Origin of the sequence: Paenibacillus sp. JJ1722 (assembly GCF_048282685.1) — a bacterium.
GTDB lineage: Bacteria > Bacillota > Bacilli > Paenibacillales > Paenibacillaceae > Paenibacillus > Paenibacillus polymyxa_B.
Map to the genome: position 1 here is coordinate 3200621 of NZ_CP182500.1, position 23094 is coordinate 3223714.

A 23094-nucleotide genomic window follows, 5' to 3' on the forward strand; every position below is an offset into this window, starting at 1 on the left:
TTCATGCGTCAATATCGGTGCTGCAACGCTTTAGTGCGTGTTCTTATCATTCGATTAATTATTAGCGAGCTCGTCTTTGAAGTCAAGGAAAAATGTCATATTTCTTTGCGGTGGGTAAATATATACGGTACACTAAGTTGGAAAGATAAATTTTTAAGAAATACCCCAAAATGAAAAGGTATTCAACCCGAGAAGGAGATGAGGATTTTATGAGCTTAAAACCTTACAAACGAAGTAGAGTGGCCATTGTCGGCATGGGAGCGGTTGGTACAACAACCGGCTATACCCTACTGCTGCGCCAACGCATGTCAGAACTTGTCTTTATTGATGTCAACGTCAAAAAGGCGAAGGGGGAAATGCTCGATATGAATCATGGGCTTCCCTTTCTCGGTGGTGTCAAAGTGTGGGCAGGTGATTATGAAGACTGCCGTGATGCAGATATCATTATTGTTACAGCAGGTGCTTCACAAAAGCCGGGAGAAACGCGCATTGATTTGCTGAAGCGTAATGCCGAAATTTTTGAAAGTATTATTGATAATATCGTTAAGGTCAATACACACGGCATTTTGCTGATCGCTACCAATCCAGTGGACATTCTCTCCTACATCTCTTGGAAACGCAGCGGTTGGCCTTCAAGCAGAGTCATTGGGTCAGGTACGTTGCTGGACAGCGCACGCTTCCGTTATTTGATCGGGAAGCAAAAGGGCATCGATCCACGAAGCATCCACGCCCATATTATTGGAGAACACGGTGACTCCGAGTTACCTGTATGGAGCACAGCCAACGTAGCTGGAACTCCACTGGAACTGGGTGAAGAAACGAAAAATGAAATTTTTGAAAATACCAAGAATGCTGCCTATGAAATTATAGATGCTAAAGGCGCAACTTCTTATGCTATCGGGCTGGCTCTCGACCGAATCGTAGCCGCCATTCTCGGGGACGAGGGGTCGGTACTTAATGTGTCCACCTTGCTGGAAGATTATAACGGAGTATCTGACGTATATTTAGGTGTTCCAAGTATCGTAGATCACAATGGGGTACGTGAAATTTTGGATCTTCCGCTCAATGACGAGGAACGTGCAAGATTGCTTCAATCTGCGGACAAGCTGAAGGATCAAATTAGCAAAGTTCATATGTAGATCGCGAACATAAATACTAAACAAAACTGGCCTCCACAGCGGTAATATCCGTTGAGAGGCCAGTTTTTTAGTCATTATAATGTAAAAGTTCAGTTTGTCGTCCTGCTATGCATTCGAATTACCAAGGTGGCGTATCGCCATCCACGTCCTCATTTTCATGCTGGCGTTTCTCTTTTAGCCGCTCAGCCACCGTTTCAAACGATTCAGGTTGGAGTAACTCAATCGGTGAAAATCCCTTTTCAAACGTAAATGCATCACCTTCAATAATAAGTGCATATCTATCATGAAGTTTCGTGATATGCAGTTTGGCGCCAAAGTCGGACAGTAGCCCACGCACGGCCGTATCATCTAGTTTGAAACGAACTTCAATTTCTGGTTTCAGCTCGACAATATGCTGTGCAGCCTCTACGACCTGAAGGGGTTCCCATTTCCCTTGCAGATCCCGTTTTTCGCTAGCCGCCCACAATTCCAGATCGCGCTCTTCCTGCTGTCTTTCCTCATTAGATGCATCCGGCCATTTGGTTTCTACATAGTTCTGAACGAAGCCCATGACATGCTCATTGACGATTTCCGGCATGGATTGCTCATAGGTCACGAATTTCAAAAAATCTTCAAAATACCGGGCATGCGAAGACTGGTGAATTTTAAGCTCCCACTCATCGTTCATCCCTTCCTCAAGCATGTAAGGATACATGATGGATTTCATATTACGGGCAGAAATAGCCATTTCGACCTCACTCACCAGACTGCTTTCAGTAATTCTGGCAATTTTAGGTTCAAAATCACATTTAAGCACAAAAATAAACGGATCATCCGAGTGTGTATTCAAGGTAGCCTGTACAATGATTAGCGCTCCGCCGCGTACTGCGCTCGTATCCAGATACATCCGCACCAGATCGTCACAAGCATTTTTAAAATCTTCCTTATCCTCTGCTGCCCGCAGTCGGGCGAACATATTGAAATTCGGATTACTGCTCAATTCATGCTCCGGTTCGACGATAAAGCGGCCGATTTTGGTCGGTGCCTGCTCTGTGCTGGGGTTTTTTTCAACCTTACGCTTGCTAATACGAGCAAATTCCCCGTCCAGAAATTTTTTAACATCGCTTTCGTCATAATCGTAGTCGTCCATTGTAGCGTAATGCTTATAGGACTTACCGCCCTGTCCTTCTTTTCCATCTACCTGAATTACAAAAAAAGATAAAAAATCTACTTGAAAGTTCATTTACGTTCCATTCGCTCCTTTTCAGGCATGTACGCGTAATTATATCACTATGATTTTAAAAGGTACATCGGATTCAGATCCCTATTACTAGATAAACATTTTAGTTAACATAATACTTATTATGTTGATCTTTTTTTTCGTTTAGTTATCATTCCCAATTCACAAGTTTAAAGTGAGTACTTTTACCACTATTCTAATTCACGTCCTTAAGGATCATTGGCCTCTTTATTTCCATGCTCTACTTTCTTCTTGGTTTCAAAAAACATTTGACTAAACAATAGTTAATTTATTATATTATCTATTATTATATAGACAAAAATAAATTTTGTTTATATAAAACGATATTCCAAGGGGTTCGCCTTGAAAACAGGAAAGGAGAGTTTGTTGTTGTTTAAAAATCCATATATAAGGACCATTATCGCCTCCAATGCGCTGCTAAATTTGGGCATTTGGGTGCGCAACTTTGCCATACTGTTGTATGTAACAGATTTGACTCATAATGATCCCGTATACGTGTCGCTCATTTCGGTTGCTGAATTCATGCCTATTTTTCTGTTCGCTATCATTGGAGGAACATTCGCGGACCGTTGGCGGCCCAAACGGACCATGATTAGTTGCGATTTGCTATCCGCGGCCTCTATTTTTATTGTCTTGTTGGCATTATGGTACGGGTCATGGCAGGTGCTTTTGCTGTCCACTTTCTTTTCGGCCATTCTATCTCAATTTTCTCAGCCGTCTGCGATGAAGATATTTAAGCAGCATGTAGCACCAGAACAGCTACAGGGAGTGATGGCCCTTTTTCAATCTCTCATGGCATTATTTATGGTTATCGGCCCTGTTATCGGTACATTTATTTATCAACACTTTGGAATTTTCACTTCAATGTCTATAACCGGAATATTGTTTCTCATCTCGGCGCTTGTTCTGACTCGCATTCCACAAGATGAACAATCACTTGAGATAGATGATCAACCAACTCATTTCATTCAAGAGCTTAAAGAAGGAATACGTTATGTATGGAATAACCGCACACTTCGCACGCTTGGGGGAACATTTACCGTAATTGGGCTGGCGGTCGGACTTATTCAACCATTAATGGTTTTTGTCGCCATCGAGAACCTTGGACAAAACAAGGAATTCCTGCAATGGCCGTTAATGGCGAACGGAGCGGCTATGCTGGTGGGAGGCGGCCTGATTATGGGGGTTGCCAAAAAAGCACAGCCGCAATTGCTGCTGGTGGCCGGACTTTTGGTCAGCACACTGACAACCTTTGGTGTCGGATGGTCACACAATATTGTGCTGACAATGGCACTACAAGTTTTCAGCGGCCTATTTTATCCTTGCATTCATATCGGTATCAACACAATGATGATGAAAAACGCCGAAGCTGCTTTTATCGGCCGCGTCGGTGGTGCCCTCTCTCCCCTGTTCTCTGGGATGATGGTCGTCGGTATGAGTATCGGCGGAACACTCAAACACGAATCCTCCCTGAACACCGTATATACCGTGAGCGCCGGCTTGTTTTTGGTCGGAGCGATGCTATTGTTACCATTGCTTCGTGACAGGCAGCCCGTACAAGCTGTCATAGCCGATGATTCTAAATAACAGCACAAGAAACCGCCCCTGGAGATATGATATGGCATCCTCCGGGGGCGGTTTCTTAATGTTTGTATCATGATTTCATACAGATTATGACTCTCTTCCTTCATGCTGTCTTTTCCATAATCGTGCATACAGGCCGTACTTTTTCCGCTACCAGAAGGCCCTACAAGCGCTGTGAAAGAACGGAATGGCATAAACATGCTCACCATCCCGCAGTACAGGCTGGTCACCATACCCAAAACTTATGCGCCTCAGCTCAATGTCGTGTCTTTCCGAAGGCAGCTGGTCACCCGGCATCACTGGCTCGTTCAGCAATTGGACGATACGCTCCCCTGCCTGTTGTTGTCTCTACTTTTATAACTACGAGTGATTTCAGTCTTAACTCAAACAGCGCGCACCGATTGAGTATCCGCACGCGCTGGCTACATAGCTTTTTTCATCTGTCTACTTGACAGGGATATGACCAAAGGACTTTTTTTTATATCACTTATACATTTGTAGAAAATAGTGAAGGTGCCCTTTTCAGTGCACTTATTTTATTTCTTTCATAAAGCTCCTGAAGTTTTCAACGATTTCCTTTGATTTGGTATGGTGTAAATAATGTTCTCCTTCAAGTGTCATTACTTTTCCATGAACAGAATTTTTGACTTGCTCTTCATGTAGTGGTATCCATCTTTCCACATCTGTATTATTCGCTTGTATAAAGAAAATAAGGGGCAGATTTTTTGGGAATGTTAAATTTTTAGCTGCTTTAAAATTAGGATAAATATTTTCCATTTCGTTTGAGGTGCTGGAATTATACATGTTTTTTAGAGAAAGAATTCTCATTTGTTCTTTTGTTTCATCATCATAGGGTAGTCCAGCATATGGGTCACCAGTTAGTTTCATTACCAATCTGGCTAAACCTGATTTTTTGAGAAATTTAAACGTTTTTATTGGTAATTCAGCATCCATACCACCTTGCGTTGGAACACTGCTATCAATCCCGACAAAAGCACTCACTTCGTTTTCATATTTGTTCACATAATCCAGTCCGTAAATGCCTGCAATGGAATGACCCATTAGAATATATCGGTCAATTTTAAGACTCTGTAAAGCTTCATGAATTTCACTTACAATATTCTCTGTGTTTCGTTCCTTTTCGGTTAGATCACTTAATCCATAACCAAAAGGCTCAATAACGATGACTTTGTAAAATGGAGATAGCTCTTCTACTAGCGGTTTAAAATCAAGTGCTGGTGCTGCTGTTCCATAACCTGGTAGTAACACGACGGTCTCTTCGCCTTTTCCTTGAATCAAAACATTCATTTTTTTCCCATCTACAGGTACGAACTGACCATAGGATTGTATTTTTCCTTGCTCTGATTTGCTGCTGATAATATTAACTGTATAGACAACGGCTAGAAAAAGCACGATTGCTATAACTATTGTTCCTATTATTTTAAGCAAAATGCTTCGTACTTTATTTGTTCTCGTTCCATTCCTCATTTTCATTACCTCTCTTCGTTTCACGCTCAACTTCTCCTGTCCCATTCTGTTTGTTGGGCTACCTTAACGAGCCGCTAATGAAAGCTTAACGAAAGAAGATGTACTCCCTATGACGACAATATGAACGGAGTATGAACAAGCAAAAAAATGCTACGTTGTCCAAGGAAACTGCACATTATGCTGTATCATGGAAAATGCGGTTTAGATAATCCGAATGATACCCTATGAATCTAACTAATCTGGTGGCGTTGTGATTGGCAAGGTGACAATGACGGTCGTTCCTTGGCCGGGTTCACTTTCCACTCGAATGTCGCCTTGATGAAGCGATACGATCTGTTTAACGATGGCGAGTCCCATACCGCTACCGCCATATTTACGACTGTGGGAACGATCAGCTTTAAAAAATCGCTCGAATATACGCTTCTGGTCCTCAAGGGAAATACCAATGCCCGTATCGGATATTCGGACTGTTACGCTTTTGATATCTTGCTTGATGCTGACGTTAATAACGCTGCCATCCTTGGAAAATTTGATGCTATTACCGAGTATGTTCGTCCATACCTGGTTTAATTGATCTTGATCCGCCAATAGGCGAACGGTCTTCAAATTGAGCTCGAAACGGATGTTGCGAGCCGACCATTGCGGCTGGATCGCGACGATGACTCGTCTGATCTGTTCATCAAGGCTGAACGTGACCAGCCGCATCTGCTGTGACTGCGATTCAAGCAAACTCAGCTTTAGCAGGCTATCGCTCATCTTGGACATCCGATCTGCTTCCGCGATGATGATATCGAGATAACGGCTTCGCTCGTTATCTGCTATGTCTACTTGCTTGAGTGCTATAGCATAACCGGATATCGAGGTGAGCGGCGACTGAACTTCATGCGACACATTCGTGACGAACTCCCTACGCATCTGCTCAAGTTGCTGTAGATCATGCATCATTTCTTCAAAGCTGCGAGCCAAAGTACCTAGCTCACCCTTTTGCTTAATATTCAGCTTGACGTTGAAATCTCCAACTGCTATACGTCTGGTCGCTTTTGTCAGTTTTTTGATCGGTCTGACTAGGAATATAGAGGCAACCAAAATCAATAGACTTCCTGTTACCAACGAATAGGTCAAAAAAGTAAATAACCATTTTTGGGCAAAAGAGACGGAAGGATACATAAGCGGCTCCACAAACATCGCTTTCATTCCCATTTCCGTTTTCAACCTCAGTCCCAAGAGGTTCATTGAAACACTACTCGGATTAACTTGAACAACTTCTCCACCCAATACTTTCCTTACTTGATCCATCGTCACAGTAACAGGTTTTTGTCCGTTAAGCGTTCCGTAAGACTGGAACTGCCCCGTTTCATCAAAAATTCGAATATAATAGGAATCGAGTTGTTTCATTCCACTTACGAATAAGTCCGCTTCACGTAACGGAATGGTTTCGTAAACCCGGACAATGTCCTGACCAAAGTTAAATAAGGTGGTTTGCAAATTTTCGTTCAATTTCTCTTCAAACACCCAAAATGTTACAAAAAAAGCAATGATCGTGCCCGCGAGGACGGAGACCAGAAATGTCAGGACAACACGTGTATATAAGGATCTGATCATTCGTAAACCTCAAGCCGGTAGCCAAGTCCACGCACCGTCTCGATACGAAAATCGGGTGTTGTAGCGAACCGTTCGCGCAGGCGTTTAATATGTACGTCTATCGTTCGATCATCTCCAGTATAATCGATCCCCCAAATTTGATCGATCAACTGCTCGCGCGTATACACTTGTCCAGGTGTTCCAGCGAGCTTATACAGCAATTCGAACTCCTTGAGCGGCAACGTGAGCGACTCCGTCCCTCTCATCACCTTATAGGTCTGCCGATCAAGGATGACGTTGCCGAACTGGATCATCTGCGTGGTGCCAATCCGATAGCGTTTCAGCAGTGCTCTGACCCGAACTGTCAATTCCAGTGGATCAAACGGTTTCGTCAAATAATCATCGGTTCCAAGTTCGAAACCTTTCACTTTCTCCCATGTTTCGCCTCTCGCAGTCAGCATAAGTAAGGGAAGATCAGGATTGGCTCTTCTGAGCTCCTTGCATAACGTCCAACCATCCATTATCGGCATCATAATATCGAGCACGACAAGATCGACATGCGTTGTAGCGTAGACGGTCAGTGCTTCCTTGCCGTCTGCGGCTTCGGCTGTTGCGAATCCGTCGTTGCGTAGAAATAAACAGACGAGTTCGCGAATGTTCGCATCGTCGTCAGCAACCAGTATAGTAGGCATTCGTTTCCTCTTTCCCTGTTTTCATCCCATATTGAAGTAACCATTATACTATAGATAAAATTGAATCGCTCCTATTCTTCCTATAATTTTACAGAGTTATTCCTCCTGGTTTCCGCAGGCCTCAGAGCCCTCATCATGGCCCTGTTGTCCTGATTTACCAATACCCAAAGGGCGGGCACTGCAGGACGTCTTAAATCCCTGCCTCGGTTATACTTTTTTTGCTTCTTGAAACCAGGAATGCTCATCATTTGTCATAAGGACACTCCTGTTAATTTAAAAACACCCTACTAGCATTAATGGGGACAGAGCTATAAGTTCCAGTGCCTTACTCTCCAAAAAAGCTGTCGGGTTATGCCCTGATAAGGATGAGATGACAATTCCTAAGCAATAGCTCGCATGTCAGGAGTAATTAGCGTCTCCATACAAGCAAAAGATTGCTCCAGACGAATATCCAGTTCTTGTAGCAATTCTCTCCATAGCAAAGGGTTAAAACGCAGCTCCATGTGATTCATCGCCTTGCTTGCTGGCATCGCCGCATGGATCTTCACATCATTCATGTAAATGAGCTGTACATGCCTTCCATGCTCACGCTCTGAACGAAATTCATCCACGGACCAGGCGGCTGAATAGTCGATGTTCAGCGCTAGTTCTAAATAAGGCGTAACGAACCTTCTTGTAATCTGGACTGGATCATGAAATAGCATTTTACTGTGCGAAAGCTCGAAGCCTTTACGTAAAAAATGTGTACGATGCACACCGCTTCCCCACTATTCGGGTATATGATAAATATGTTCATGTTTCAATGCCGATTGAGTGAGATCATTTTCATCGTTTATAAGGTTTGAATCGGCTATATGGTTATATGGTTATATGGTTATAGTAATCATTAAATGTAGACGGAGAATTATGTATCTTCATCTTGTTATCGCTTCCTCCCTTATCTGGATTCGTAGTGCATACGAGTTCCATTCATGATTACAATTATAATGATTATCATTCTCATCCAAAAGATAATAACATCCATTCGCTACTAAGTTAACATAATATTTATTGCGAGATTAATTTTCTATTCTGTAGTTTTAACATATCAATATCTAATCTCTGTTGTTTAATTTATCGAATTTTCAAAATATGGATGCTTGAACATAACTTATGGATACAGAAATAAAAAACCTTAAAGACTGCTTATAAGTAGTCTTAAAGGTTTAAATGTGAGGAATGATAACGCTTTATAAAGTTGGCGATTTAAATCATATCCAGCGCTGTTTTCAGCACATTCGCTCCATTCATCATTCCATAATTCATCATATTGATTACAGTGACTGGAATCTCGTTGCCCACTTCTTTCTTCACGTCATCTTCCGCGTGTCCCATTTGGGGGCCCAGCATAACAATATTGACCGGCATATGCTCTCTTATGCTACTCTCACTACAAGCTTCGATTACAATTTCCACATTTTGTGCACGAGCCGCCTCTTTCATTCTCTCCACCAGCATACTTGTAGAAAATCCTCCTGCGCAAGCCAGCAATATCTTTTTCATTTATCAGGCGTTTGCTTCCTTCGAGGACAGGGCTCGAAACGTAGCTCTTAGCTCGGGACGGACTGTGATAGCTAAGTAATACCAAGTTTCTACAGTCAAGTATTTCCATTTCCGAAAAAGTCTATCGTAGCAAAATTGCGAAAAAATCTACCTCGACAGACAACATAAATTTTTTTCATTATTTTTGAACTCCTTAAACTGTTCATGCAGAATTCTCCCTTCGCCCTGGGTATATGAATTGTTATGTATTGGACTTACATAGTGCTTACTTGCTGAATATCCCCAGTACCCTCAAGGTTTAATGGCTCCTCTGCCCATCGTCCATTCTCACAAGATCAAGAAAGTGTTGCATTTTTGCCAACGCATAATAACTTCCCCAGACTTTCCCTCGGCTCCCCTTGATTCTTCTTATTGAAACAAGGCATCGTTCCTTTTATATCCCGTGTTCCAAGGCTCTATTATGCTCAGGCCCCTTGCCATAAACAATTTTTCTTCCTTATTTGCATGCTTTTCTAACCTTTCACCCCTCATCATATTCGCAATTTTGCTACACTTCCTCACCTCTATCCCGAGTCGTTGGCCCCCCGTTGACGAGAAAAAAAACACGCATTATGATTCAAGTGAAAATATTCACAATTCATTCCGGAGTGAAAGTGAATGTTTTCACACAATAAACAGAATATCCACTTTTCTATTTTTCTACTTATTCCGTGATGACGGCAATTAGCTTGCACATGACACTCGGCAGCTTGCCCGCACGTAATGTGAACTTCTAATATATGTACTTATATCCATATGATTTCAATCCATTTTATTGAAGGAGTGAGCACTCTATGTCCAAAATCATTTCAGCGAGTGAAGCAGCAGCACTTATCCCGGATGGAGTCACCATTGCCGCAAGCGGATTTGGGCTCTCCTGTTGGGCCGAGGAGATGGGTATCGCCATCGAAGAACGATTCTTGGAATCTGGTCATCCTCGCAACCTAACAGTTGTTCATGCCAGTGCGGTTGGCGACCGCCGGACCAAGGGAATGAGCCATCTAGGCCATGAAGGTCTGATCAAACGCTGGATCGGCGGGATCGCCCTTGCTTCGCCTGCTATGGCTAAATTAATTGAAGACAATAAATGTGAAGCCTACAATTTGCCGCAAGGCGTAATCACACAGCTGTTCCGTGAAATTGCTGCCAAGCGCCCAGGTGTCATTACCAAGATAGGCATGGAGACCTTCGTCGACCCTCGTGTGGAAGGCGGCAAAATGTCAGCCTGCACAACGGAGGAGATCGTCAAGCTGATTGAACTGGAAGGCGAAGAATGGCTGTTCTATAAGAGCTTCCCGATTCAGGTCGCATTGATCCGCGGTACCATAGCTGACGAGAACGGGAATTTGACGCTGGAAAAGGAAGGCCTGCATATGGAGGTTCTACAGATTGCTCAGGCAGTGCGCAATTCTGGCGGTATCGTAATTGCTCAGGTAGAGACTGTGGCCAAGAACGGGACCCTGCATCCGAAGGATGTTAGAGTGCCAGGCATTCTGATCGATCATCTAATTATCTCCGAACCGAAAAATCATTTCCAGACTGAAAACACACAATACAGCCCTGCCTTCGCAGGACATGTGAAGGTACCGATGGACGCCATGGAAGTGATTCCGCTCGACGAGCGTAAAATTATCTCCCGTCGTTCCGCAGCTGAGCTAGTACCAAATACCGTTCTGAATCTTGGCGTGGGTATTCCGGTATGTGTGGCTACGGTTGCGGCAGAGGAAGGCGTCAGCGACCAATTGATTTTGACAACCGAAGCAGGCTCAGTCGGCGGCGTACCAGCAGGCATCAAGGATTTTGGGCATGCGTACAACTCTGAGGCCATCGTAGATCATGTGTCCCAGTTCGACTTTTACGACGGTGGTGGTATTGATCTATCCGTGCTAGGGCTGGCTCAGACCGACGAATCCGGGAATGTGAATGTCAGCAAGTTCGGTACCCGTGTTACTGGCTGTGGCGGCTTTATCAACATTTCCCAATCAGCCAAAAAGCTCGTCTTTGCCGGAACTTTCACAGCAGGAGGCCTGCAAATTGCTGTTGAGGACGGCAAGCTACGGATTGTACAGGAGGGTAAAACTAAGAAATTCCTGAAGGAGGTCCAGCAAATTACCTTCAGTGGCTCTTATGCGACCAAGGTCAAGCAGCGGGTCGTCTATGTGACGGAACGTGCGGTATTCCAGCTGCAAGATGGAAAAATGACACTGACAGAGATCGCGCCTGGCATTGATTTGCAGACCCAGATTCTCGATCAGATGGACTTCATGCCTGTCATCTCACCAGAACTGAAGGAAATGGACGCCGGCATGTTCTGTGAACATTGGGGTAAGCTGCATGACGTGATTACGATCAAGGGTAGCGAGCAAGCGAAGCATGAGGATGTCGCTTTGACTACTGTATAGTACAGCTCAGGAGATACCGGTAGCTGTCAAACGGACTACCAGACACGAATTATGGAATTGCGGAGTAATGCTTCATCCCACGCGCACTGATCCTGCATCAGAAAGGACCAACACGAAATGGAAAATGTACAACTGAATCGCTGGCGCATTCTAATCGCCGCGACCCTGATCAATATTTGCGTCGGCTCTATTTACGCCTTCAGCATTTTTGCACTGCCACTGAGTAAATTGCTTGCAGTGAGCATGCCTGAAATTATGATGGCCTTTACGATTAACGGCGCAATTGCACCGATTCCGGCGATTCTTGGCGGAAAGCTCGTAGACCGGGGAGGTGCCAGAATTGCCATCTTCATTGGCGGTACCATGTTTGGACTTGGCTTCATCTTGACTGGCCTTGCGACTGCACCTTGGATGCTATATCTGACGTATGGCATCATTTCTGGTCTTGGACAAGGTGTCGTCTATGCGGCAACAATCGGTAACACCATCAAGTTCTTCCCAGACAAACGCGGACTCGCGGCTGGAATCGTGACTGCAGGTTATGGCGGTGGAACAGTAATCATTGCCCCACTTGCAAACGCGATGATTACCCACTCAGGAGTTCAGACCACTATGATGATCCTTGGCACCTCCTTTCTGATCGTCATTTTGGCAGGTGGGCTATTTACTCAAGCTTGTCCGGCAGGATATATCCCTGCTGGTTGGACACCACCGCAGACGTCAGGTTTACGTCCGGTTGCCGTGAACTTGAACTGGCGGCAGATGATCAAGCAACCCCTGTTCTACGTCATTGCTTGCCTGTTCCTGATCGGCGCTTTATCTGGCATGATGGTTACATCCAATGCTTCCGTCATTGGCCAGACGATGTTCGGTCTATCGGCCAGTATAGCAGCCTTGTTCGTGAGTCTTTATTCGCTTAGCAACTGTCTGGGACGCATTTTCTGGGGAGCCATATCAGACAAGATTGGCCATCTGCGTTGTCTGATGATGATCTATCTGGTCATTGCCACCATGATGCTGACACTTGCATTATCCGGCTCCATAGTTGGATTTGCTATTGCCATTATTGGCATCGGCCTGTGCTTTGGTGGTACGATGGGCGTCTTCCCTTCAATCGTCGGACAGAAATTTGGCATGAAATACTATGGTGTCAACTACGGAATAACCTTTATCGGCTATTCCGGTGCCGCATTCTTTGGACCGCGAATTGCGAACTCGGTAGCTGCCGCCAATAACGGCATATTCACCAACGCCTTTTACATTGCGCTCGTTATTGCCTTGGTCGGGTTCGCGCTGACATTCCTGTATAAGGCCTTGGAAAATGGTAAGAACCCTGCACCAGCTGCTGTTGAAACCGTTTGATCAATCCGTTGCTATATTAGCAAATCACTATTTTTAGTATTAAGTATAGTACAACCTATAAATTTATATTGGAGGAATTAACCATGAATATTACAGAACTGCTCGGTATCCAGTACCCTATTTTCCAAGGTGCTATGGCCCAAATTGCCCGTGAACCACTCGTAAGTGCTGTATCCAATGCTGGCGGGCTGGGCATTATTGGCTCTGGGGGCATGTTGGCTGAGGTACTTCGTGAAGAAATTCGCAAGGTTCGCGCAGCCACCAACAAGCCGTTTGCCGTAAATCTGATGCTGATGATGCATAATATTCCCGAATTGATCGAGGTTATCGTCGAGGAAAAAGTCAACATTGTTACGACGGGCGCGGGCACACCAGCTCCGTATATGCCAATCTTCAAGGAGCATGGCATTAAGGTGATCGCCGTCATCCCTTCCGTCAAGATTGCCAAAAAAATGGAGGCTATCGGCGTACATGCCCTCGTGGCCGAAGGTACAGAAGCTGGCGGCCATGTCGGTGAAACAACCACCATGGCACTCGTTCCACAGGTTGTTAGCAACGTATCCATCCCTGTCGTTGCCGCAGGCGGCATTGCCGATGGACGCGGAATTGCAGCAGCCTTTGCACTCGGCGCACAGGGAGTTCAGGTCGGAACGCGCTTCCTCACCACCGTCGAATGCCCGACGCACGACAATTTCAAGCAAGCCGTCATTGACGCCGACGATACCAGCACTACGGTTACTGGACGCAGCATCGGTGGACCCGTCCGCAGCATCAAGAACAGCATGATCGCCGAATACCTCAAGCTGGAGCAAGAGCATGCCTCCCGTGACGAATTGGAGAAGATCAGCCTTGGCTCCCTGCGCAAAGCCGTCTTCGAAGGTGATACAGATCGCGGTTCGGTCATGGCAGGACAAATATGCGGCCTGTGCGACGAGATTACGACAGTTGAGCAGATGATTACGACAATGTTCAGCGAAGCGCAGGCACTGCTAAATCGTCTTGGACAGACACAGATTACCGGTGAGCAGATAGCATCAGTATAATATAACTTGTAAACAAAGAAAAAAACGGACCATATCCATATTTAATAGGAAACGGTCCGTTTTTTGATTAGATTTGCGTGCTAATTTTTATCTGGGTAACCTCTGTTGTTCGTAGCGTAAAGCAGATATAATAAAAATGAAACAATCACTTCAGCATAGCCTCGATAATCCAAAAGTGAGTTGATCGATCATGACCCGACGTATAGATAAACGTTCCACCGATGAGAGCGATCAGTCCCCTGCCCCTCTGTTTGTCACGGATTCCAAAGGTAATATTTTAATCTCCAATGAATTCACTGCCTTGACTATCGGCATTCCGTTGGAGGAGCTGTTGCGCTGCAATGTACAGGACCTGGTGAAAGCCGGCTACTACAAGGAATCAATAACAATGAAAGCAATACAGTCCAAACAAAAGGTAACTCAGTATATCAACACTGTACGTGGCTTTAAGCTCAAGTCCACTGCTCTTCCAATACTTGATAGTACAGATGAGGTGCAGCTCGTTGTTACCAGTACTAACAACTATAAAGGTGGATTATCCATCATAGCTGCCCCTACGCTGCCACATGCGTATGAGAACAGCAAACGTTCAGTCACTTCAGCCTCTGTACTTAAGAATAACGGGATCATTGCTGAGAGCCTGGCGATGAAGCAAATTATTCAGGTGTGTGACCAGATCGCTTCTTACGATAGCAAAGTACTGATTTTGGGCGAATCAGGGACAGGCAAATCAGTAATTGCCAAATACATTCACCGCCAGAGCGCGAAGTGGAACGGACCTTTCATTCCGATTAATAGTGCCGCTATTCCAGCCGCATTATTCGAATATGAGCTGTTCGGATATGTTCAGGGGGCTATGCCCGGCTTAATGGACGAGAAGCAAGGCTTGTTTGAGGTGGCCAGAGGAGGCATTTTGTTCTTTGATGAGGTCGCCGAGCTTCCACTGGAAATACAGGCCAAACTGCTTGATGTGCTTGAGCGTGGTGAATTCCGGCGTGTGGGGAGCACCGAAGCCATTCTCATTCAATGCCGGATGATATTTGCTACCAATCGTGATCTATGGAGTATGGTGAAAAAAGGATTGTTTCGCGAGGACTTGTACTATCGAATCAATGTCATTCCGATCCATATCCCGCCGCTACGTAGTCGCAGACTGGATCTCGTCGGACTGATTTCCAGCTTTATTGCTCATTTCAATAAGGTATATGATAAAAAGTATGTATTGCCAGCGGACGAATTTCAAAGAATGCTAGCCGAGCCATGGCATGGGAATGCGCGTGAGCTTCGTAATTACATCGAACGATTGATCGTAACCGATCAGACCGTGCTGCGCCAGCAGCAGCCGATCGAACAAGTTACAGACTGGTTCACATTGGACCATTTCATTCAGGCCAATCGCAGTCAACTGAGCGGGCTGAAGGAATATACGGCGTTAACCGAGGGACGATACATTCAGCAGATGCTGCAGGTCTGTGGTGGCAATAGTGCCGAAGCAGCCAGACAGCTAGGAATTGATCGCTCCGCTGTTTATCGTAAGCTGAAGAAGATGGAGGACATTCTTGCAAAGCTGAAGGTTTAACTACGAAGTACAGAGCACACAGGGCCTATCCTTCCCATTTTCATAGAAGTCACCTATACTAGTGGCTTTCATACAAAAAAGCGTGTCTCAGGTTAAAGGCACTCTTTTTTGTAACGGTTTCTTTTTCTCAATTATGCACCCGTCAAAATAAAATGAATGTCATACTTCAAGATCATGTGTTTGCTTGTAGTTATATATAGCGCCTAGCAAATTGGCTTCATTGCCTAATTTACTTTGCTCAATATCTGCACGCACAAAATTTAAGATCGAATCTAGATATAGCTTCTCTAGCTCTTCTTTAATGGTAACAACGAGTAAAGGATTCGCAGATATGCCTCCCCCAATTACAAACTTTTCAGGGTCAAGAATTGTTTGTAAATTAATAATCTGAGTTGCAATGTTTCTACAGTATTCTTGAAAAATCGTTGCTGCTCCCTCTGTAATTCTAAGCAAAAAAACACCTGCTCTTCGGCAGATGTTCCTCGCCTTTCGTATTTCTTGAGACTATCCGATCCATTTGTCCGTTCTAATCGTTCAACCCTTTGCCCTCCAGAATGGGCTGTGTGTATTTTTCAACCCTTGAAACGCGCGTTTTGAACTGCTTCGGTTCTGAAAAATACAGCAGATACGCTCTCTGGCGTCCGAGCGTCAACGCTTCAAACGCCGTTTTTAGGACCGGTCGCTCCTCGAATTTAAGCCGCAGTTCTTCGGGAACTGTATACTCGGCATGTTTTTCAGTTCCACTGCAAGACCGGCTTCCTCCATCCAAACAGCGCCTCCTCCTAAACACTGTTGGACAAATAGCCGCGCTCAGGGTCAAAGATCATCTTTTGAACGGGTTCTATCCGCTCGTCTATAATTTCTATACGGTGATCTTCCATATTCAATTTAACAATACCGGGATAATTTAATGTAATGAAATAATGCGAGCCGTTGCATTCAATAATTCTCGAAAACTTGCTCTGATCGTTATATTTATGCCCTTTGTCACTGGCAGTTTTATAAGTTTACGGCCGCTTTGATAGATATGGTGGTACACTCTCCAATCCAGCGCTTAGTTTATCGTCAAGCATGAACGTGCGAGCAGCGGAGAGATTGTTGTTCCTTTTCATAATTGATATATCTACAACTCAGTGCATGTAGCGCGTTTATTGCTGCTCGGCAAATCTCCACCAGGCAAATGTTCCGACTATTCCGGCTATTCCCGTAGACGCAAGAATGATTATACTACTCAACTTTAAAAACCCGGTGCTTTGAAATACCGACGGGATGGTCCACGGAAAATAGGGGGCGAATCCAAAAGAGGCCAAAACATTTGAGAGAATGACGATTATCAGGATGAGTCCTAATGGTGCCAAGTATCCCTTGCTCACATTGGCCAGAAGAGTGCCTGGTGTGGTAACAATAATAAACAATAGCGATGTTATAATGAATTTAAAGAAGATATTCCAAATAAAAGAAGCTGACCCGCCCGCAACTCCTAGAATACCCCCCACGGCAAAACCTATGGCAAACATATACATGGAAAGTAATAGGCTCCATGCTAAAATACAATAAATTTGGAAAGTACAATTTTCGATCTGGAAACGGGCTTTGCAAGCAAATCTTTAATTGTTTTATCCGAAAACTCTCGTTCAAATACCCATGCCGCGATAAAGGTGTACCCGATAAGTCCCAGCGGGGCAAGACTATCAAGCAATTCGGTTAAATACATTTTCCAATTGATGCCGCCGGCGTCACTGGATAAAATAATTCCGACACCCATCATGATTGGCCCAAATGCAAAAATAAGAAATACCAACCAAAACACATTGGCGCGGATAATCTTGCGAATCTCACAATGTAAGACAGAAAAAATATTCATTATATATTCCCCCTTATATATTCCCCCTTGTCATACCAATTGTGCGGAGAAAATATCCTTCCAAATCCTCCGTAATCACTCGAAGCAATGTTGGCGGTTGATTGGATTTAACCAGCAGTTCGGCCAGTCGTTCAGGACTATCCGCTGCGTGGTCATCGGTTAGTTTAATATAGCCGTCTATTGTCTCCTCAAATTCATATCCATGCTCTTCAAGCACCTCCTTTAAGGCATGTTTGTCGCGGCCATTCACCACTAAGTTTTTCTGTAACGATTGCTCCAGCTTATCCATTGCGACTTCTTTAACAAGATGGCCATTGTGAATAATCCCAATGCGTGTGGAAACTTTCAAGAGCTCCTCTAACAGATGGCTGGATATAAAAACAGTTACGCCGAAATTTTTCGCTAGGCCATATAACATATTCCGTATCTCCGCCACGCCTGCGGGATCGAGGCCATTTATCGGCTCATCCAATATTAGAATTTCCGGATTATGAATCATTGCCTTCGCAAGTCCCAGGCGCTGTTTGTTTCCTAAAGAAAGATTCTTTGCCTTTTTCTGTTTGTGCGGCTCAAGCCCCAACTTATAGATAACCCGATTTACGGAATCTTTGTCAGGCACCCCTTGCATGCGTCGTGCTATGTCAAGATTTTCAACTACAGTTAAATCGGGATAAAAAGTAGCCTCCTCCAAATATCCAACCTTGTCCCATAATTTATAGTTTCCGGCATCGACCTTTTCACCTAACATATAGAGCTTGCCGGAGGTTGGCTTGAGCATCGCCAAGAGCATCTTTATGGTCGTTGTCTTTCCAGCGCCATTCAGTCCCAAAAATCCAAATATCTCTCCTCGGCTCACCTCCAGCGAAAGATTGTTCAATGCGATATAGTCGTCAAATTTTTTGTGCACTCCCTCAATTTGTATGGCGGGCGTTCCTCCATTTTTTCCCTTTGATAAAATACTCATAGCCTTCAACTCCTCCATAAAGAGAGAGCTTATTCAGGATTCTAAGTACGACACTCCTGAACAAGCTCAATCAGAAATTTTTCAATAAATCTACTTTATGATGTCCTGGCAATCGCTTAAGCGAGGCGAGGCTGGCCCAAGCCCAATTGAGCAGAGCCAATTCAGCACTACCTCATGCAGCACGTTGATGTTGTCTACCTGACAGTGTTCTAATCCGCCAAGTCGTCTATCCTCTATCGGGTAGAACGTCTTGTTTTTCGAACCCGCTAGCTCGTAATTCTTCAAGGCTTGTGTCAGCGGATTTGGCTGAACCAATATCTCTTCCGCTCCGTGCATTACAAGAAGCGGACATTCTATCTGGTGGAGCACGCCCTCAAGATCATAGGCAAAACGCGGATTCCCCGCAAAATCCTCCAAGCTTTTTGCCCCCAGAATTCTCATGCCGTGTGCGGCCAGACTCGGCGGCATCCATTTAAGCATGGCATCCCAGTCGAAGGCGTGCGTACCGCCGTCGGAGATGACGGCAGCAATCCTGTGATCGAACGAAGCGAATCGCAGCGAGTCGTAAGCCGCAAAACTCTCCCCGTGCACGATAATCTTATCGGGATCGACTTCCGGCCGCGTTAGAAGAAAGTCGATTGCTCGGGAATGGAAAGCCTCACTGTCCGCTCGTCTTCCTTTTCCCTTTTCGTACAGCGAGAGGCCGGTGCCAGGCTGGTCATAGACCAGAAAGTTATATCCACACGAAATAAAAGCGGGACCTAGCCAGAAATAGTTTTCAATTGACCACTCGTCGCCACCGTTGAGAGCAAAAAGGGTCGGCTTCGGACCTTTTATCCAGGAAGGGGAGAAGAAGTAACCATCCAACTTGACATCTTCGTAATCGACTTGGATCTTCTCCGGTTGGACATCGAAGTACTTTCCGGCAGCTTCGAAGAGTTCATTTACTTTCTTAAATATACGGATTTTCTCGGTGTCATCATCCATCACCACATATTCCGCAATTCTGTAGTAATTGCAGGCACGAATGTAGCAGTTTCGTGCTGTATACCAGTTTCCAGCCGTTTCGGCCTCCTTGCCGTGTCTTTCCAATGCCTGAGCCGTTATGAGCCATTCCCTGTGCCACGTGTCCTTGTCATCGGGGTCGATTTTTTTGCAGGCCTCGTAGATCTCGGTGACGTCCGTAGCACCGAGGCTTGCCATACCTAAAGCTTTGGTGACTTGGTATGACATCATGTAGTTATTGGGCCAACGGCTGAACTCAATTGACATTGCAACATCCTCCTTTTCCAGTTCTAGTGATTGTAGTTTTTTTACTACAAGTAATTTTTACAACACAAAGATAAAGCTTCTTTAAAAGAAAAATAAATGTTTATAAAGAGAATATAAAAAACTATAAACCGCTGAAAAAACAAAAAAGGCTGCTGCCTGGGTGTTCACACCTGGCAGCAGCCTTTAACTCCTGTAGTAAAAGAAAATGTGCAAAAATAAAATCAGTGTTGTGCGGCCAAGGGAAGGCTGAATCTTATCCCCAAACCGCCATATTCGGAAGGGTAGGCGCAAATTTCGCCCCTATGATGTTCAATAATGGATTTACAGCTTGCAAGACCCAGACCCAGCCCGCCCTTTTGGATTTGCCGCGATTTATCCACAGTGAAAAATTTGAGGAACAGAGAAGATATATCCTTATCCGGCACTCCAATTCCATTATCCTCGATTTGAAAAAAGGCATACTGTCCTAGCGGGTATCCGGTCATATACACTTTCAGTTTATTTTTCCCTCCATATCTTACAGCATTGCTAAAGAGGTTGCCGAAAACCCGACGTATCATCGGTTCATTGACCATCAGCAATATATTTTCCGTGAATGAATGGCGGCAAGTAAGCTCGTTGTCAAGTCCCGCCAACTCATACTCATATTCAAGGGCAATGTTTTCAAATAATTTTGATGCTTTTACAGGTTTAGCTACCATAGATTCCAACTCCAGTTTTTCTTTGGTGAAGCTGGAGAAATCATTGATGAGTTCGACCATATATCCTGACTTCCTTTGAATCAAATCATAATATTCCTGCTTTTCAGTTTCTGGTAAATCCTTGTGTGTAGCCAGCAGTTCAGTAAAACCATTAATAGATGTCAAGGGTGTTTTCAAGTCGTGGGCAATTGCCGCGATCATATCGATCTGCTCTTTGTGCGCGAGTTGAAGCCGATGCTCCATCTTATTGAAGTGCTTATAAAGTTCTCCGATCTCATCATTACTTCTCAGAGCTAGCGGAGGCAGTGGATGTACAATATTTACTTCTTCAAGCCTGGTATTCAGAAGCTGAATGGGTTTCTCTATGCAAAAATGAATATAGATAATCAGAATAATAAATATGAAACAGGCAATTGCAAATATGGGCAGGAGCAATGCTATATATCGCGAGTCCAGCAATGAACTGCGTATAGGGGAATATACTGCAAAGACAAGCTTCAGATACATTCCAATCGAAAACATGAATATTATAAACATCAGCAGGAACAAAAGAGGAAGCTTTATTTTCAGTTTCATACTATTGCTCTCTTTCCGTGTATTTATATCCTATGCCCCATATTGTTTTAATAAAGTCATATTCAGAACCAAGTTTCTTACGGATATTTTTTATATGAACCGTTACGGTATTTATTTCTCCGTATTCGTCTCCCCAGACGTTTTCATATATCTGCTCACGAGTCAATACATGATTGGGGTGGCGCATGAGGATAGACAGAATCTGAAATTCCTTCGTTGATAAGTCGAGCTTCCTGCTATTCAGAAATGCTTCAAACGTCTTATCGTTCAAAATGAGCGGAGCATCCGCCTTTTCGTTACTGGGACTAAGTTCATCCCACTCTTTAAAAAGCCTGTCCACTTTTCTGAAGTGAGCCTTTATCCTGGAGACAAGCTCCTGAATACTGAAAGGTTTGGTCATGTAATCGTCTGCTCCTATTTCGAGCCCGACGATTTTATCAATGTCCTTATCACGCGCACTTAAAAACAGAATTGGGACATTATAAGAATTTCGGATACTTCTGCAGACATCAAGTCCATCCATATCAGGCATCACTATATCAAGAACGATGAAATCAATGTGATTTTCTTCCAATGCAGATAAGGCTTCTTTCCCGGAACATGCCGAAATTGTTGCAAATTGCTCGTACCTTAAACTCTTTGTGATGAGTTTTACGATTTCTTCATCGTCGTCTACAACTAATATCGTTTTTGGCATCTTTATACCTCCCAACCTCTTTAAATGGACTGCATTTATATAACACAAGAACCGCATGGACTCGAATTGACAAAAAAAGTCGCGCTCAAAGCGCCTCTCCAGTTCCGGATACGCTGGAATAAGAGCTTGAGCAACGCCTTGGGGAATTCTGGATTTAACAAGCTGGTATGCCCTTCAATAGCGGTCGAGTTATGGGCGTCAGTGTCAATTTAGAACAGATAAATATACGAACATTTATTCCTTTCGGATAAATAATATCAACAACCAGCGCAAAATCTTTCTTCTTATGGCGGTGTTCATGAATTTCATGATTCAGGATTCTTTGGTACCGGCTATTGTAGGCTATTTTTAAACAATTGATGATCAGAATTACGCAAACGGATCTGATATAAATAATAATTCCTTAATCTTGTTGATGCAATTCTCCACTTCGTAAATAGAATCAAGGTATAAATATTGAATTGCATAGTCCGTAGAAGTACGTGCACCACCATGAACACAAAGCTTGATATTAACCTCTTCCAGCATTTTATTTACGAAGATTTTATTTCTCCTTGTTAATCTATCCAGAGTGTCTCTGTGCTCTGTATACACATACTCCACTAACGAGATCTCATTTTTGTGTTTACTTGTTACATACTCTCGTAGAGTCATGTCCCCCTGTCTCTTTAAAGCACCAATCAGCACAAAATCACTAGGGGAAATAAGCTTTGTTAATGCTCTTAATGAAATATCTTCGCTATCTTTAAATTTATTGAAGTTCTCTCTTTATCATAAGATCCGTCATCAAATGAACCTACTGAAGTTTGATAATAAGAAAATTCCCTATCACTATCCCCAATAATTACCTTTAAGCGATTCATAAACTTTTCTCCATAGATAGCGCTAGCAAAGCTAACCATTTCTTGCAGTTTTTTTAGAAAAAGTTCTTCCCGCTCTTGTAAACTTTTTTGTAAAAGAAGATTCAGGATATATCTCAATCGATCTTCCATGAATGGTTCTAAACTATCCGAAACCAAAACACAATAATCGTATGTTTTGCATTTTCTTACTCTCACATTAGATATTTGAACCGAAATATCTTCAGGATTATGATAAGTAAAATATTGTTTTCTATCGTGGCCGTTTACATTGGTCGTTCTTGATGTTAAAGAGTAATTGAACTCAATGGTTAAGGTTGGCTTCTTCGACATCGAGAAAGTATACCAAACCTATTTTTTTATAAATGTATTCATCGAAATCCACTCTTTTTCTAGCATCTGTATAGTCTCTAGCCGAAGAAAATTTTATGAATTTGGACTTATCAAAGATCCAGAAATCTTGAATACT

The 23094-nt window shown here is 43.8% G+C and carries 20 protein-coding genes and 2 pseudogenes; 6 read left to right on the forward strand and 16 right to left on the reverse strand.

Annotation, left to right across the window (positions count from 1 at the left end; translation table 11 throughout):
* Window positions 1-209: 209 nt before the first annotated feature.
* The gene (locus tag ACM1ND_RS14010) at window positions 210-1139 is read left to right on the forward strand and encodes an L-lactate dehydrogenase (RefSeq protein ID WP_013310450.1); all 930 of its coding nucleotides are present in this window, start codon (window positions 210-212) and stop codon (window positions 1137-1139) included.
* 118 nt (window positions 1140-1257) lie between these two features.
* Here the strand turns inward: ACM1ND_RS14010 and ACM1ND_RS14015 are convergent, their stop codons facing one another.
* On the reverse strand, window positions 1258-2361 hold the full coding sequence (locus ACM1ND_RS14015; RefSeq protein WP_028541652.1) for a DUF3900 domain-containing protein: 1104 nt from the start codon (window positions 2359-2361) through the stop codon (window positions 1258-1260).
* Between the two features lie 387 nt (window positions 2362-2748).
* Between ACM1ND_RS14015 and ACM1ND_RS14020 the strand changes: the two genes are divergently transcribed.
* Window positions 2749-3966: an MFS transporter gene (locus ACM1ND_RS14020; RefSeq protein ID WP_069080628.1), complete on the forward strand. Its 1218-nt coding sequence runs from the start codon at window positions 2749-2751 to the stop codon at window positions 3964-3966.
* 134 nt (window positions 3967-4100) lie between these two features.
* Here ACM1ND_RS14020 and ACM1ND_RS14025 read toward each other — a convergent pair.
* The 6 genes and pseudogenes from ACM1ND_RS14025 to ACM1ND_RS14050 form a co-directional block, all read right to left on the reverse strand.
* Window positions 4101-4305 (reverse strand): annotated as a pseudogene (locus tag ACM1ND_RS14025) (ABC transporter ATP-binding protein); the annotation flags it as partial.
* A gap of 189 nt (window positions 4306-4494) precedes the next feature.
* Entirely contained in the window at window positions 4495-5457 is a 963-nt protein-coding gene (locus ACM1ND_RS14030) for an alpha/beta fold hydrolase (protein ID WP_371263077.1), read from the reverse strand.
* A gap of 228 nt (window positions 5458-5685) precedes the next feature.
* On the reverse strand, window positions 5686-7053 hold the full coding sequence (locus ACM1ND_RS14035; RefSeq protein ID WP_069080626.1) for a sensor histidine kinase: 1368 nt from the start codon (window positions 7051-7053) through the stop codon (window positions 5686-5688).
* Window positions 7050-7724, reverse strand: coding sequence for a response regulator transcription factor (locus ACM1ND_RS14040; protein WP_023988895.1), 675 nt, complete (start codon window positions 7722-7724; stop codon window positions 7050-7052). Before ACM1ND_RS14040 ends, ACM1ND_RS14035 begins: the two co-directional genes overlap by 4 nt.
* Window positions 7725-8104: 380 nt before the next feature.
* Window positions 8105-8479, reverse strand: a complete 375-nt coding sequence (locus tag ACM1ND_RS14045; RefSeq protein ID WP_226887810.1) for a hypothetical protein — start codon at window positions 8477-8479, stop codon at window positions 8105-8107.
* A 490-nt stretch (window positions 8480-8969) separates the two neighbouring features.
* A complete protein-coding gene (locus ACM1ND_RS14050; protein WP_023988898.1) occupies window positions 8970-9266 on the reverse strand; it encodes a PTS sugar transporter subunit IIB in 297 nt (98 codons plus the stop codon).
* Between the two features lie 833 nt (window positions 9267-10099).
* Between ACM1ND_RS14050 and ACM1ND_RS14055 the strand changes: the two genes are divergently transcribed.
* The 4 genes from ACM1ND_RS14055 to ACM1ND_RS14070 all read left to right on the forward strand — a co-directional run bounded on the left by ACM1ND_RS14055 (window position 10100) and on the right by ACM1ND_RS14070 (window position 15691).
* Window positions 10100-11707, forward strand: a complete 1608-nt coding sequence (locus tag ACM1ND_RS14055) for an acyl CoA:acetate/3-ketoacid CoA transferase (RefSeq protein ID WP_023988899.1) — start codon at window positions 10100-10102, stop codon at window positions 11705-11707.
* Between the two features lie 117 nt (window positions 11708-11824).
* Window positions 11825-13069, forward strand: coding sequence for an OFA family MFS transporter (locus tag ACM1ND_RS14060; RefSeq protein WP_418026173.1), 1245 nt, complete (start codon window positions 11825-11827; stop codon window positions 13067-13069).
* A gap of 83 nt (window positions 13070-13152) precedes the next feature.
* The gene (locus tag ACM1ND_RS14065) at window positions 13153-14112 is read left to right on the forward strand and encodes a DUF561 domain-containing protein (RefSeq protein WP_418026174.1); all 960 of its coding nucleotides are present in this window, start codon (window positions 13153-13155) and stop codon (window positions 14110-14112) included.
* A gap of 190 nt (window positions 14113-14302) precedes the next feature.
* Complete coding sequence (locus tag ACM1ND_RS14070; RefSeq protein ID WP_034095041.1) at window positions 14303-15691, forward strand: sigma-54 interaction domain-containing protein; 1389 nt, start codon at window positions 14303-14305, stop codon at window positions 15689-15691.
* Between the two features lie 159 nt (window positions 15692-15850).
* Here the strand turns inward: ACM1ND_RS14070 and ACM1ND_RS14075 are convergent, their stop codons facing one another.
* The 9 genes and pseudogenes from ACM1ND_RS14075 to ACM1ND_RS14115 all read right to left on the reverse strand — a co-directional run bounded on the left by ACM1ND_RS14075 (window position 15851) and on the right by ACM1ND_RS14115 (window position 22958).
* Window positions 15851-16144, reverse strand: coding sequence for an ROK family protein (locus ACM1ND_RS14075; protein WP_023988903.1), 294 nt, complete (start codon window positions 16142-16144; stop codon window positions 15851-15853).
* A gap of 73 nt (window positions 16145-16217) precedes the next feature.
* Window positions 16218-16465, reverse strand: a pseudogene (locus ACM1ND_RS14080) (YdeI/OmpD-associated family protein); the annotation flags it as partial.
* 374 nt (window positions 16466-16839) lie between these two features.
* Window positions 16840-17214, reverse strand: coding sequence for a hypothetical protein (locus ACM1ND_RS14085; protein ID WP_418026175.1), 375 nt, complete (start codon window positions 17212-17214; stop codon window positions 16840-16842).
* 20 nt (window positions 17215-17234) lie between these two features.
* Complete coding sequence (locus ACM1ND_RS14090) at window positions 17235-17555, reverse strand: ABC transporter permease (protein WP_418026176.1); 321 nt, start codon at window positions 17553-17555, stop codon at window positions 17235-17237.
* Window positions 17556-17568: 13 nt separating this feature from the next.
* Window positions 17569-18519: an ABC transporter ATP-binding protein gene (locus ACM1ND_RS14095; protein ID WP_418026177.1), complete on the reverse strand. Its 951-nt coding sequence runs from the start codon at window positions 18517-18519 to the stop codon at window positions 17569-17571.
* Window positions 18520-18609: 90 nt separating this feature from the next.
* Window positions 18610-19791, reverse strand: a complete 1182-nt coding sequence (locus ACM1ND_RS14100; RefSeq protein ID WP_418026178.1) for an alpha/beta hydrolase family protein — start codon at window positions 19789-19791, stop codon at window positions 18610-18612.
* Between the two features lie 221 nt (window positions 19792-20012).
* Window positions 20013-21068: a HAMP domain-containing sensor histidine kinase gene (locus ACM1ND_RS14105; protein ID WP_028541664.1), complete on the reverse strand. Its 1056-nt coding sequence runs from the start codon at window positions 21066-21068 to the stop codon at window positions 20013-20015.
* Between the two features lies 1 nt (window position 21069).
* Window positions 21070-21765 carry a response regulator transcription factor gene (locus tag ACM1ND_RS14110; RefSeq protein ID WP_028541665.1) on the reverse strand — a complete coding sequence of 232 codons (696 nt, stop codon included), beginning with the start codon at window positions 21763-21765 and terminating at the stop codon, window positions 21070-21072.
* A 722-nt stretch (window positions 21766-22487) separates the two neighbouring features.
* Entirely contained in the window at window positions 22488-22958 is a 471-nt protein-coding gene (locus ACM1ND_RS14115) for a hypothetical protein (protein WP_418026179.1), read from the reverse strand.
* Window positions 22959-23094 lie beyond the last annotated feature (136 nt).